Genomic DNA, 13,921 nt, shown 5'->3' with positions numbered 1-13,921 from the left:
AAAAGCCTTTATATTATAGAGGGTACAAATTGCTCAACCCAATGCTTTTTTCTTTAATAGAGATATCTTTGTCACTTAAAGAGAACAGCATAGCAAATCTATTTTGAACTTCCTCTAAAGAAATTCCTTTGCCTATATATATTTCACCACTATTTTTTTCTGAGTTAAAAAATATCCAATCAATATTCTTTTTAATAAAGGAATCTGTATTTACTAGATCTATGTCAACTCCTTTTGCAAAAGTAATTGTATATTGATTTTGCTCCATTCTTTTAAGAGCAAATTTTATCCTACCCTCTTTTTTCATATGTGTCCATCCTTTCATTTTACCTAAGTTTTCAATTTGTAGATGAAATAATATTTTTCACCTGTGATAGTTCATTAAATAGACTATTGTTTATGCTAGTTTAGAAATGAAAATGAGCCACTTTTCATGAAAAAAATGGTAAAATTGAATCAATACAAAGAAAAATAACTATCGATAGTGTAATTGAAAATAAAAAATATAATCGTACTTTTTCGAAGTGATCTCCACCACCTGCTATACGTAGGCAATAAATTGTAATCATAAAGGCTGTCAGTTCATACATTGTATCAAACAACAGACCAATTGCTATCACACTAAGAATTGTAATCAAGTAGTTCAATACTTGATAAATTAGAATACAACAGTAAATGCAAAAGGATAGATTGTATTTGCTGTTTATAAGATTTAATTCTTCATTAGTATTCACTCAATTGATTGATCTAAACAATTTGAATTCAACTATGTTAAATTAATTTGGATATTTTTTTTTCACAAATTTTATAATTCACATCAATATCGAATTCGTGGATATGATGTTCCACCAAAACTATTGATAGACTGGGATATTTATTTCTAATATTGTTGAATATTATACACGACTGGTTTTTTTCAATATTTGAAAACATTTCATCTAATAATAATACTTTAGGTTTTTTCAGCAGAGCTCTACTTATCTTTAACTTTTGTAATTCACCAGCACTGAACTGCTGTAATATTTCTTCTTTGGTTGTTTTCAATCCCAAGGGTAATAGTGCAAAACGATCAAAAAGGTGTACATCCTTTAAGACACTTATTACATAGTCATCATCAATTTCTAACTCTCCAACAAGGTTGTCTTTTAATGTATCTAAAACCAAGCCTTGATCATTCGAAACATAAAGAATTTCCTCAGATATTTCAGGTATTGTTGTATTGACTATGATCAAATTATTATAAAATATAGCCCCACTATGATTTGGATATATATTGGAAATTGATTTGAGAAGTAAGGATTTTCCAACTCCATTATCACCATGTAACTGCAAAGCCTCACCTTTTTTTAAAGATAATTCTGAATCTACTATTAGTTGTTTTTCATTAGTATATAGATTAAACTTTTTCAAACAAATTATGTCATTATCTTGTGGCTCTTCAATGATATTTAGTTCTCTTTGATTTTTCTGATGTGGTTCATCTACCTTTAAGATTGCTTGTATTCTCTCATCAAAAACCTGAGCCGTCTTATTTTGAGTCAATAATCCAGATAGTGTAGTAATTGGTGAGAAGAGCAACCCACAGTATGAATTAAATGCAATCAAATTACCTAGGCTTAATTCTCCTTTACTAACTAGTGATATACCCAGAATTAGCGGTATAAAATTCGCAGATGTAATAATTACATTTGAAACTATGGAAACAAAATTAGAATATACAGTGATATCTTTAGCGATTTCAGCATTACTCTCAACTTTTTCCATATAGTCTTTCTCAGTTTTAGTGAATAGATTATAAAGTTTAACAACCAAACTGTTATCTGCTAGAGTATTTACTTTGTACAGTAAATGCTCTTTGGAAACTTGGTATTGAATATTCAGCTTCTTTATCTTTTTACTAACGAATGATATCCAAAGTAAATAGATAGGACAGAACAATAGTGTAACAAGAGTTAATTTCAAATTTATATTAATAATGACAAATAGAAATCCTATTAACTTAGTTATATTTGAGAAAAAAATATTGATAATTGTCAATATTGTATTCGATAGTAAGTCAACATCATTTAAAATAAGGGTTTGAATTCCACCTTGTGTTTGACAAACTTGGTCACTTTGTATAAGTGGTACATACAATTTCTTCCTCAAAGAAATATTGAATTTCTTTATAAACTTTGAACTCACCAATGCACTCATTCTCCCAATAACAATTTGAATAAAAAGAACACCTACTAGAAAAAAAGTGAAATACTTAATTTTCCAATACTGTTCACCTAACAAAATATCATCAATCAGAAACTTTGTGGTATATGGCAATGGAATACTAATTATAGATGCAAAAACAATGATAAGGACTATGAAGACTAATTCCTTTCGATTGTTTTTAGCATAATCCTTAAAAATTGTCATAGATTCACTCTACTTTTTTTGTTTATCAAACCTAATTTTTCCATGGACTGAACATTCATCATTACTTCGAGTTCAAAGGCTGCTTCAGTGAATCTCTCGGAATTCTTTGGATGAAGCTGTTTAGAAATATCAGAAAGTGAATTTTCTCCATCGAATAAATCAAAAATATCTTTTGCTATTGTATCAAAATATCCCTTTATTTCAGAGTTCTCTTGAACAATATAAGAATCATTAGAATTTCTAATATCTATATTTTCATTAGATACTGGTATGTCTTTCAGATTCCATGAATTTGCAATATTATATAGTTTCAAAGATCCTTTTTCGCCTACTGTGATATCAATAATTAAGCTGTATAGATAATCCACATTTAAATCAAAGTATATTTGTTTCATATCTTTAATAAATTTTTCTATATCTAATTCTTTATTTACACAAGCAGTGAAAGTTGCTAATTGTTGCGCTTGATATTTTAGTGGGAGCTTATCGGTTACAATGGCGTTACAGTTCCATTCTAAATTTTTCGAGAAGTTCTTTAAATAATCAAGGAATAGGATACTATTTGAATCCCCTAAGCACTGGCAAAAAATTTGTACTTTTGAACTTTTTTTTGCAATATTTGGTATTCCTTCAATAATTTTTTTTAGAATATGCATACCATCTTCTCCTCCATCACCACATAGAGGATAATATATATTTTTAACTACAGGAATAAACGGTGGGTTCACATAAATATAATCAAATTTTTCGTCTTGTTTTACCGGATTGTATAAGTTCCCTAATCGCACTTCCACTGTATCTTCTAAATCATTTAGTAGACCATTAAACGATGCGAAGTTGAATGCCGTTTTGTTTAGTTCGACTGAGATTACTCTTGCAGCTGATTTTCCTGCAATTAATCCTTGAATTCCTGATCCGCTACACAAGTCTAAAACAACTGCCCCTTTATCAAACTTAATATTTTCAGCCAATCTAAAACTATCGTAACCAATATAGACATCCGTATCGGAATTTTTAGTGTACTTATGATTAGTTGGTTTTTCCACTACTAAGTATAGTTGCTGATACATTAAAATAACGATATTAGCTGTTTCTATCATAGTTTCATTTTCAATAAGTAATCCGCACTCAATAAGTAACATTAATGTTTCCGCAGATATTTCATTTAGTAAGCTTTCTTTAGAGATCGGTGTACCTAAATACAATAACTTCATAATATTTTGTTTCGCAAATGGAATGGATTCGATGGCCTTTTGAGCCGAGTCTAGATCAAACCAAGGGTCTAGAAATGCTCCATTTCCACGAATCGTTTGTACTATTAATGAATAGTTGATTTTCTCTAATAATTCCCTCAAAGTTGAAGAATATTGTTTCTTTAATTTTAGCATTTTGTCTATCCTCCATTAATAATCAGATTTCCTTGTCGTAAACGTTCAAATCTATAGATTTAGCTATCTCTTTTTCAAATGTTGCAACTTTTTTGAAGCCCAATTTCTCAAGAATTCTAGTAGCAAATACATGACTATCGTCATATGAATTGAATCGAATTTTATTGTATTGATTCCCGAGCTCCTTATATATAAACGTTAGAATTTTGGTAATTGCAGTCTCTATTTCTTTCTTTGACAATCGTTGATCAAAAACAATAGTATTCACGGAAATTACTGATACAGCAGAACTAAATGGGGGTAAGCCAACGACAAAGTCACAAATTATTTTCCCTTTCTGGTATAATAATATGTTCACTTCTTTGTTGTTAAATTGTCTAACTCGAATAGCACCTTTGTTGAAGTAATCGGAAGATAGGTCTGCTTGAATATAATTTGAATCAAACCCGCAATTATCGGAAATGAATTTTTCGATACCCACATATAGGGCTTCACCTCCGACAGTAACCCCATTATAAATATCGCTTTGTTTTTTAGCTGTACTAATTTTTAATAACCCTAAAGCATCTAACTGATAAATGATCCCTTCAATATCTTCAACTATCTCATCATTGGTTTGATTTGAACAATCATATTTCGTTGTTACGAAATCGACTAGTTTTTCCGATGTATTAATATGTGGATTTTTAAGAACCTCTCCACTTAGTTTTGACAAATAACAAATTTGATGTGTTTCTTTGTTCATGACTGTAATCGTGTCGTCTTTCTCACCTCTCACGAAAAAATTCTCTTCTAATAATTCATAATTCATATAAATACTCCTCTCCGTTACTTTATTAGATCAATATATACTTTTTCTCCTGAAAAAGGAGCAGGTACAAAAGTATCAAAATCATAAATATTCTGAATTTTTTCTGTATACTCAAGTATTTTAGGATTTTTCCATAATCTATCATAACCAGCATCCCAATATTCTCTTAAAGAGTGCTTACGAGTGCTGCCAACTATTACAGGTAAATAAGTAGTCGCGGTTAAATCTCCATTTGATTTTATTTCCATACAGTATGTCTTTAATCCATTAAAAGCATTGGTTGGCATTCTTCTTAGATGATCAATGGGATCTCCCCATTCAACGAAGACCTCGTTAATAAAATCTCTTTGGGCACGAACAATCTCATTTTGAAGTTTGAAATACTCATAGTTACTTAGAATCAGTTGTCTACCTAATGTTTTTCCTCTACCTGAAGGAATAAATGGCATTATTCTTATTTCTTCTACACCAAGACCAATACACATCTCAACATAAGAATAGATGTCTTTAAAATTTAGTTTGTTTGGAACTAATGAAGTTGTAACTGGTGAAAGTCCTAACTCCTTAACTATTTTAATCGCATTAACCGCATTATTAAACGATCCAGCTACACCTCTGAAAGTATCATGTTGGTACTTATTAACTCCATCTAGGCTAATCTGAATTTGAGTTACACCGTGCGCATTCAGTTCTGTTACTTTTTTCTTAGTCAGGGTCATCCCATTAGAAACCATGCTTATGTTTCCTACTTTACCTTCATGCAAAACATCAATGATATCTAGTATGTTCTTTCTACATGTCGTTTCTCCACCACAAAGGCAAACATTAGTAGGTCGAAGATCACAGATTTGTTTTGTTACATCAATAATTTCTTCATCCGTAAGTTCAGAGTCATATAATTCATCCGATCCACTATTATTAAAACAGTGAACACACCGAAGATTACATTGATTAGTTATATCCATTGATACCATCAATGGAGCATCCAAGTTTTTCAGATTAGAAAGTTGTGCTTGAATAGTGTCAATTATTGGATATTGTTGAGTAAAATCCATCTTATTCATCCTTTCACTACAAAATTGATCGCAAACAATGAAGCCTAATTAGATCAAATTATTACTATTTAGAGAGGTTCCAGTTAAAGCCAGCATTTAGGTTGGCAACCATAAATACGTTAACAGTTGTGTAAACATTCGCATTTAGTATCCCAAATACATTTGCCCCAACAACACCAATATAAGGCGTTATTTCTCCATCTTGGCTTTGATCCACTTGGACACTAGGTTTTTCATATGGCGCTTGTACAGACATGGTATCACTCCTTTCTAGGTTAGCTAAATATATCTCGAATCTTATTGTGCTGAATTCTTCCATTCAAGACTTCATTGCTAGCGATCATATATAAACTATTTCAATTTTATTTGAAATAGCATATAATAAGCTTGCAGATATTCAAATCGAAGGTGGTGCCCATGACTGTAAATACCCTGTTAAGAGCGCTGTCAGATGATAAGAGAAGAGAAATAATAATGTGTCTATCCAAGAAAAGATTAACTACAGGGGAGTTAGCATCTTCCTTGTCTGTTTCGCCATCTGCATTATCTTATCACATCTCACAGCTAAAGAGAGCAGATTTACTTCAGGAAGTGAAGCTCAAAAATTATATATATTATGAACTAAATTTGAGCGTTTTAGAACAACTAACACTGTGGATTGATTCTATAAAGGAGGCAAATAATTTTGAAAAATAGAAAAAAGTTTATTTTGAAATTACTAATGTTTTTACCACTACTATTATCTTTACTTGCACTAAGAATTCTTCCTTCAGAAATACCAGGACACTATGGTTTATCAGGTGACATTGATAGATGGGGAATCAAATACGAAGTATTAATTCTCCCAATCTTTATGATTATTATGGGTTCCTTTCTATTAATTCAAACAAAGAAAACGGAAAGTAGCGTTAAAATGGGCCAGATTTTGTCTACTGGAATACTATCATTGGGAACTTTGAATATCCTGAATATTTATATTATTATATCTAGTTACAAATCTGTTTCAAATTTATCAGACATGTCCTTAGATATTTTCAATTTAGCGTTTATCCTTATCGGAGTAAGTTTCTTATTCTTAGGAAATATTTTACCCAAATCAAAAATACCAATAATTAGTACTTCTACATCAGAGATGAAGTATGTCTCGCAGTTAAAAAAAGACTTTTTCGTAGGAGCTACTTATATGATCTGTGGTATTGTTTTCATTTTACTAGGTCTGTTCACCAATTTCTCAAATATTGTATATTTACTTATTTTTGTTTTTGTATCTTTGGGCTTGTTGATATTTAGAATCAATAATTATTAAGAGCTAAACACAAAAATTCTCAATTAAAAATATTAGGAATACAATTTTTTAAATAGCAAATTGAATCAAAACACTAGAGAGCTTAGTTTTAGGCTCCCTTTTTTCTATTCTAACCTCTGAGCTTTTGAGTCGACAGCACAAGGGAGCTATTGTCAAAACTAGAAAATACAACTTTACATATTCTACCTATATAAAATCCACATAAAGCGCTTTCAAAATGGATTTTTAACGTTAATTAGAAATCACCTTTTGGGATGCCATTGTATTAATTCATTCATAAAAAAATCACTTTCCATCGTTAAATTTATCTTCATGTCAGGACAGGCCTTCCCTAAAATATAGACACTATTTCTTAAGACACTTTCCGAATAATCTCTGCTCTATTTACTAAAAAATGCTTTTGATCGCATAATTTCTTTAGTTCTCTCTACTTGAAAATAATTTTTTTTAAGTTCAAATTTACATCATCAGGAAAATTAGTTTGAGCTTTCTTTATAAACATTTTTTGATAATCTTTAGATAATAATGTGTCATAAAACTCTATATTCAAATCTTTGATATCAATTTTCTGATTTTTTCTTCCAAGTAAGACTTCAAATTAGGAAGTACAAGATATGGCCCCATTGGATTCCAACCATAAGGAATCAATTTTTTTCTACTAACTTCTTTTTACCAAAATCCCTAAAAAAAGTAATAACAAAATACTCGGAATTTTTATAATGGAATAGTATAATCTTACGCGCGATAAAGATCCACTTATATTTAATATGATTAATGGGAAAATAATCGAATACATACTAAAACTAAATTCAGACGTAACACGCAAGATAAGTAATTGATAAATATTATCTTTAAATCTCAATATGATTTTCTCCACCTCCTAAACATAGTGATTTTTTTCACTAAACACTTCACGAGGTTAATATACTATATATGATACGTTATTTTAGTATAACTGTCTATAAAAATATTGATTATCAAAGAATAGAAGCATCCCTAAAAAAACGCTTACAACAGCATGCGTTTGCATAATAGCATTTTGGGGATTATTTTTCAAACCACTAAAAATGATCATCTTGATCTACTTTTGTACAAATCAATTAATTGAGAACACATGAATTTAGTAATTAATTCTTTACTAAATTCATATCTAAAAAATCTAGAAGCTGGATATCCTGTCAGTTCTTCACTAATGAAATCAACTACTTTCAAACTATCATTGTGTGGATGTGACATAATACTCAACTAGCTCTCTACTTTAACTTCATTGCTATCCATTCTTATCTGAGCGTTTCTCTTTCACTGCTTCCATTCTCATGTTTTCTAACTTAGCGTTATTTGTTTTTCTATCCACAGTTAAACTATCTGCCTTGAAAATATATTCCCTTGCTATTTCTTTATCATCATATTTATTATCTTGAAGAAGGCCATACATAAATTTGACCGTTTTCTTAAGATCCTCTGCATCCAAATTTTCTAAAAAATTTAAAACTTGAAATTCATCCCAACTTGAAATAGCTATTTCAAGAGGCTTCATTCCCTCAAACAGTTTATCTGGATTTCTTTGCACAGGTGCCTTAATATAATCCGAAGGTCTACTGGTTAATCCCATCACATAAGGGACACTAACTTCAAAATAATCGGCCAATTTATTCCAAATTTCATTATCTCTAGGTAAACTGCTACCATTTTCATAATTCGTTAACATACTTTGAGATACACCAAACTTCTCACTAAGATCTTTAACTGTTACATTTCTATCTTTTCGTAGCTCTTTTATCCGATTCATTTGTGTTCCCTCCTCCAATAAATTAAGTCAATTATACTTGTAACAACTCTTTTTTTCAATCTTTTTATCTGATTTTAGGATTTTTCTTGACAATTCGTAAATCTGATATTAAGATATATTTGAAAATCAGATTTTTTGATTGAAAGGAGGTGAAAATATGGTCTATACAAGCAAACAAGTAGTAGAAAAAATTGATGGCCTAAACTCAACTCGAACACTTAGACGTTGGACAGAGCTTGCAAAAGTTTTATGTAGTATTGAATTCTCATATGATTATATGAATGTCGGACATAAAAATACACATATACGTTATCTAGCTTATACAGAAACTGATCTACAAAAATTTCAATTTGTCGTTAAGCATAAGGCAAAACTAGGATTGAATGAAGCGATTCAACAAGCCTTTCGAAATGAGCAACAATTGACTCTGGCCAGTTTGGATGAACGACTTGTGCAACTAATTGAAAAAATCAACAAAATATTAGATTTTCAAAGTGAAAAAATCACTCTTTTAGAGAAACAAAAAATTTCTTTATCACAAGAAAACTATCGTTTGACAAAGCGCTTAGAGCAGGTAGAACAGGCCATTGAGAGCAAATCGGAACTAAAACACTATTGGCGAGAGCGGGCGTCACCCTAAGCAGAATTTGACCGAGGGCGCACAAAGCGACGCAGGGTCAAAGGCGCTGTCATGGGTTGGCGAACGTTGTCGCCAATATGAGGGTGTATAGTAACACCACCCTCTAGAGTAGATTAAAAGTAATGGATAAAGCTGTTACAACAGCGTTTCTATACAATCCATTTTGGCAAAAAGGTCCCCTCATTTTTTTCAATGCTAGTCACAGAAAAAGGAGGTGATTGGTGACTTGGCATCTCAGGATAACTTGCGAGCGCTATTTGATTGGATTCAAATTCAGCTATTCATCAATGAGCCTCTGGATACAATTATTCACAATGTTTTAGGTATTCCCAGTGATTATTTTTTCTTAAAACAAGGAAAACTAGAACATTATGACTACGATCATGTAGTAGAATATGGAGCCATCCGTATTTACTTTGATTCATCTGAACAAAAAATAGATTGTATGTTGGTAATGAGTGGAGAAGCATTAGAATTTTATCGAACAGAAGTGCTTGGCAAAATGAATTTGACGGTGAAAGACTTTCTACTGAATTTGTTTCAAGTATATGAAAATCAGTTTAAGATTACTCGAGTTGACCCAGCAATTGATGATTGGAATACTATTCCTTATTTCACTCCTCAGCAGCTAATGAAGATTTGTAGAAAAAAACGGTTTATTTATGGGAAAAGCACCTATTTTGATGTGTATGGGCTTGAAACAAAGGAAAAAGGGATGACTGTTTATCTAAAACCACCCTCTGCGGATGATCGCCTTAAGTTTTATGACAAACAGGCAGAACAAGCAAAAAAGCAAAGCGTACGAAAAAAGGATATTCCTCCTTGGATACGAACTGAAATTGTTTTCCGAAGAGAAAAAGCCCATGAATTTGTTCATCACTATTTAGCATTAGATAGTGAATTGATAGATTTAGTCAAAGGATATTTAAAAGCGAAAGTAAACTTTTATACGGATGATGAATTCAAGACTCCTTTAAGAGCTTGGGTAAAATTTCTTGGAAAATCTCGTCCTTTTTCCATCTCTATTCCAAAAACTAAATCAGGACTGGTAAAGAAATTTGATTGGTATTTCCATCATGGAGCAATTGCAGTATACCACGCTTATCTATTTTGCATTGAGAATCATTTATTATCTCATGATGAACAAATGGGTTACGAGGAAAAGGAGGTTCTATTTCCGCCTGATTTAGCAAGTGAACTTCAAAAAAGAGCCACTCAATACGGACGAACAGAACTATTAGAGCTTATTGTTGAAATGACAAAAAAAGCCACCTCTCGAACAGGTGACTAGGAAAATATTATTTACTTTATTATATCAAAGAAAGTAGGAAATGACTATGGCAAAAATGTTAGCACAACGAGATTTTGATTTATCACATATCGGAGAACGATTTGAATTAGATGAAGTCATGCCAAAATTTGAACAAGAAGAACGAACAAATGAAAAAACAGGAGAAGTCATCTTAGGTTCTGATGGGCGACCACGAAAATTTGATACAGAAACTATTATCGGGTATAAGTATTCTGTCACTATCTTAGATGGACAATTTAGAAAAAAAGCAACGCAAGTGACTGTTTTAGGCGCAGAACTTATTATCACAAACGAGACGATTATGAAATCAGACAGCGTAAAATGTCGCTTTGAAAATTTAGAAGTCTCTATGGCTGGAAATCCTATGTATTACAAAGCAGAGAAGATCATCTTAGAAAAAGAAGGAAAGTAAATTGAGGAGGTATTCAGTATGAACACTGTATCTATTTCATTATCAGATGAGCAATTGGATGCGTTACAAGCTACTGTCTACCTACACATAAAAAAGGAGATAGAGCGCGCAAGAGAAGACTGTAGATTAGAACAGATATATATGACGAAAAAGGAAACCTGTACTTACCTCCATGTTTCAAACAATACACTTGATAAGTTTATTGAAGCAGGACTGCCTAAAGTTAGGTTAGCAGGAGTTACACGTTTTAATAAACAAGCAATCGATCAATGGTTGCTTGGAAATATTGAAAGATAAACGTATAATCAGTATGTAGACTTCTGCATACTGGTTTGCTTTTTAAAGGACGTGACAATTAAATGGCAATCAGACAAACAAAAAATGGTAGTTACAAAGTAGAAGTTTTTTATCCCAAAGAATTTCGGCAAATTTCTAACATCACCTCAAAGAAATACACAAAAACTTTCAAGACAAAGGAGTTAGCAAAAAAAGATGAAAAAGAAATTCTCAAAAAAATCAATAAAGTATTAGAAGATAAAAATGCTCGTTCATTAGAATCATTAGGCGTAATCACTTTTAAAAATTTTTATGAAACGATTTGGTGGGAAATGTATATATCAGGAGCTAGTGGAAGAAGTAGAGGTATTCCTAGCTCATCTACTCAAACAGCTACACAACATTTATTCAAAAATCATCTGTTACCCATGTTTGGAGAGTATTCCCTTAATTATTTGAATGATAATAAAAATTTAATTTTGAGAACTTTTGTAAAAAAATCGAACGACTATTCAAATATCAAAGCGTTAAAAAGTTACTTTAATCAATTGTTTGAAGTAGCAGAACTTTTAGAATACATTGAATATAATCGTTTGGCTAAAGTCATTCAATTTGTAGGGCAACCAAAAAAGGAGCAATTAAAAAGACAACGAATCCTAAATGGCGAAGCATTAACAGCAGAAGAGCTTGTGGAATGGTTAAATGCTATTCACAATGATTTTGAGCGTGATACGCTCTCTTTACAAGACTATTTACTGTTACTTCTTACAATCAACCTAGGAGATCGCAAAAGTGAAACTTACGCACTGCAATGGAAACACATTGATTTTGAAAAACAAACCATTTCTTTAGTTCAAACACTAGATAAAAAAAGCAATATAACACTAACAAAAGGAAAAAAGAGAACAGTATTTCAACTACCACCTTCTTTACTTCCTTTATTAAAAAAATGGCAGGAACAGCAAAAAGATATGTTAAGACAAATAAATATTCGAACTTCTTCTAACCAATTTTTATTTACTTATACAAATCGTAAAAATGAAATGAATGTACCTGTTCATATTGACTATTTGAACTATCGAATGAAGAGTATTCAGAGAAGACATCCTGAACTTGCCCATGCAACACCTCATAAGCTAAGACATACATTTGCGACCTTAGCAAAAGAAGGCGGTGCAACAATGGCAGAGGTCTCACAAGCTTTGACCCATTCAGATATTAAGACAACAGAAATTTATGTAAATACGTCAAATGTGGTCAACCTTTCTACTCATGAAGCATTTGAAAGACGATTAAATGAAGTAAGATAGGCTGAATAAAATAACACTAAAATATAGAGGGAACCTATCTCATTTACCGTTCCCTCTTTTTTAAAGAAGTGTATACCTGTAAAGTCTTCTCTATTTTGTTCTCTATTTTCAAAAAAACAAGAGACACCAATTTCTTGGCACCTCTTGAAAACATTGATATATAGATGTTTTTAACGTTTTGAAAACTGTGAAGCTTTACGGGCTTTCTTAAGACCTGGTTTTTTACGTTCAACCATACGAGCATCACGAGTAAGTAAACCAGCGCGTTTTAATGGTGCGCGGAAATCTGGATCTACTTCTAATAATGCACGAGCGATACCGTGACGGATAGCTCCTGATTGTCCAGCGTAACCACCACCGTTAACGTTTACGAATACATCATAAGCGCCTTTAGTTTCTGTTACACCAAATGGTTGGTTGATAACTTCACGCAAGTCAGCGTGTGGAATATATTCTTCAACATCTTTTTTGTTTACAGTAATTTTACCAGTACCTGGTACTAAACGTACGCGGGCAACTGCATTTTTACGACGGCCTGTGCCGCTATATTGTACTTGTGCCAATGAAATTCCCTCCTCTTAGATTAAGTTTGTGATGTCTAAAACTTCTGGCTGTTGTGCAGCATGTGGATGTTCTGCTCCACCATACACGTTTAACTTAGTAAGTTGTTTACGACCTAAAGTGTTTTTAGGTAGCATACCTTTTACAGAAGTTTCGATTAAACGACGAGAATTTTTAGCACGTAATTCACCAGCTGAAACAGATTTCAACCCACCTGGGTAGTTACTGTGACGGTAGTAAATTTTATCACTTGCTTTATTACCTGTTAATTTGATTTTATCTGCATTGATTACGATTACGAAATCGCCAGTATCCACATGAGGTGTGAATGTTGGTTTATTTTTTCCACGTAGGATAGAAGCAACGACAGTTGAAAGACGACCTAAAGGCACATCAGTTGCGTCTACTACGTACCATTTACGATCTACTTCGCCTGGCTTAGCCATATATGTTGTACGCACGATTTTTTCCTCCAATTTAAGTTCTGAATGTTCACATACACTTGAGTTTCCGGGGCTCTTGTGGGGCAAACAATACCATTTATCATCTTACCTTGTCACAGGCTTAAAGTCAATGTATTTCTGCTAATTTCTGAAAAAAACTCGCAGAATTGGCGACTTTTAAAAGTAAATCTGGCTTAAAAAAAGTTTTT

16 protein-coding genes are annotated in these 13,921 nt (G+C 32.0%); 7 read left to right on the top strand and 9 right to left on the bottom strand.

All coding sequences use genetic code 11. The features are described 5' to 3' along the window. Positions 1–13: 13 nt before the first annotated feature. The 6 genes from M2139_RS02250 to M2139_RS02225 all read right to left on the bottom strand — a co-directional run bounded on the left by M2139_RS02250 (position 14) and on the right by M2139_RS02225 (position 5,919). A complete protein-coding gene (locus tag M2139_RS02250; RefSeq protein ID WP_280737171.1) occupies positions 14–307 on the bottom strand; it encodes a hypothetical protein in 294 nt (97 codons plus the stop codon). Positions 308–771: 464 nt separating this feature from the next. Continuing rightward, complete coding sequence (locus M2139_RS02245; protein ID WP_280737170.1) at positions 772–2,409, bottom strand: ABC transporter ATP-binding protein; 1,638 nt, start codon at positions 2,407–2,409, stop codon at positions 772–774. After that, positions 2,406–3,797 (bottom strand): methyltransferase, encoded by a 1,392-nt coding sequence (locus M2139_RS02240; RefSeq protein WP_280737169.1) that lies wholly within the window; start codon positions 3,795–3,797, stop codon positions 2,406–2,408. Before M2139_RS02240 ends, M2139_RS02245 begins: the two co-directional genes overlap by 4 nt. Positions 3,798–3,819: 22 nt before the next feature. Then, a complete protein-coding gene (locus M2139_RS02235) occupies positions 3,820–4,608 on the bottom strand; it encodes a hypothetical protein (protein WP_280737168.1) in 789 nt (262 codons plus the stop codon). Positions 4,609–4,625: 17 nt separating this feature from the next. Next, positions 4,626–5,663, bottom strand: a complete 1,038-nt coding sequence (locus M2139_RS02230; RefSeq protein ID WP_280737167.1) for a radical SAM protein — start codon at positions 5,661–5,663, stop codon at positions 4,626–4,628. A 64-nt stretch (positions 5,664–5,727) separates the two neighbouring features. After that, positions 5,728–5,919, bottom strand: coding sequence for a hypothetical protein (locus M2139_RS02225; protein ID WP_280737166.1), 192 nt, complete (start codon positions 5,917–5,919; stop codon positions 5,728–5,730). 161 nt (positions 5,920–6,080) lie between these two features. On the opposite strand from M2139_RS02225, the gene M2139_RS02220 reads away from it, so the two are divergent. Together M2139_RS02220 and M2139_RS02215 are read left to right on the top strand one after the other, a co-directional pair. Beyond that, entirely contained in the window at positions 6,081–6,359 is a 279-nt protein-coding gene (locus M2139_RS02220) for a metalloregulator ArsR/SmtB family transcription factor (protein ID WP_280737165.1), read from the top strand. Beyond that, positions 6,349–6,969 (top strand): DUF1648 domain-containing protein, encoded by a 621-nt coding sequence (locus M2139_RS02215; protein WP_280737164.1) that lies wholly within the window; start codon positions 6,349–6,351, stop codon positions 6,967–6,969. Before M2139_RS02220 ends, M2139_RS02215 begins: the two co-directional genes overlap by 11 nt. Positions 6,970–8,239: 1,270 nt before the next feature. On the opposite strand, the gene M2139_RS02210 is transcribed toward M2139_RS02215, so the two are convergent. Next, positions 8,240–8,758 carry a helix-turn-helix transcriptional regulator gene (locus M2139_RS02210; RefSeq protein WP_280737163.1) on the bottom strand — a complete coding sequence of 173 codons (519 nt, stop codon included), beginning with the start codon at positions 8,756–8,758 and terminating at the stop codon, positions 8,240–8,242. 157 nt (positions 8,759–8,915) lie between these two features. On the opposite strand from M2139_RS02210, the gene M2139_RS02205 reads away from it, so the two are divergent. From M2139_RS02205 to M2139_RS02185, 5 genes are all read left to right on the top strand, one after another. Then, on the top strand, positions 8,916–9,398 hold the full coding sequence (locus M2139_RS02205; RefSeq protein ID WP_280737162.1) for a hypothetical protein: 483 nt from the start codon (positions 8,916–8,918) through the stop codon (positions 9,396–9,398). Between the two features lie 226 nt (positions 9,399–9,624). After that, complete coding sequence (locus M2139_RS02200; RefSeq protein ID WP_280737161.1) at positions 9,625–10,689, top strand: replication initiation factor domain-containing protein; 1,065 nt, start codon at positions 9,625–9,627, stop codon at positions 10,687–10,689. A 46-nt stretch (positions 10,690–10,735) separates the two neighbouring features. Beyond that, on the top strand, positions 10,736–11,122 hold the full coding sequence (locus tag M2139_RS02195) for a hypothetical protein (RefSeq protein WP_280737160.1): 387 nt from the start codon (positions 10,736–10,738) through the stop codon (positions 11,120–11,122). Positions 11,123–11,140: 18 nt separating this feature from the next. Continuing rightward, positions 11,141–11,419 carry a helix-turn-helix domain-containing protein gene (locus tag M2139_RS02190; RefSeq protein WP_280737159.1) on the top strand — a complete coding sequence of 93 codons (279 nt, stop codon included), beginning with the start codon at positions 11,141–11,143 and terminating at the stop codon, positions 11,417–11,419. A 62-nt stretch (positions 11,420–11,481) separates the two neighbouring features. Continuing rightward, the gene (locus M2139_RS02185; RefSeq protein WP_280737158.1) at positions 11,482–12,708 is read left to right on the top strand and encodes a tyrosine-type recombinase/integrase; all 1,227 of its coding nucleotides are present in this window, start codon (positions 11,482–11,484) and stop codon (positions 12,706–12,708) included. Between the two features lie 170 nt (positions 12,709–12,878). Here the strand turns inward: M2139_RS02185 and rpsI are convergent, their stop codons facing one another. Then, a complete protein-coding gene (gene rpsI / locus M2139_RS02180) occupies positions 12,879–13,271 on the bottom strand; it encodes a 30S ribosomal protein S9 (protein WP_280737156.1) in 393 nt (130 codons plus the stop codon). A 15-nt stretch (positions 13,272–13,286) separates the two neighbouring features. Next, positions 13,287–13,733: a 50S ribosomal protein L13 gene (gene rplM / locus M2139_RS02175; protein WP_348522592.1), complete on the bottom strand. Its 447-nt coding sequence runs from the start codon at positions 13,731–13,733 to the stop codon at positions 13,287–13,289. Positions 13,734–13,921 lie beyond the last annotated feature (188 nt).

Source organism: Enterococcus sp. PF1-24 (assembly GCF_029893325.1).
Classification (GTDB): Bacteria; Bacillota; Bacilli; order Lactobacillales; family Enterococcaceae; genus HY326.
Note: the sequence above shows the minus strand (reverse complement) of the source record. Positions and strands in the feature narration are given on the sequence as shown.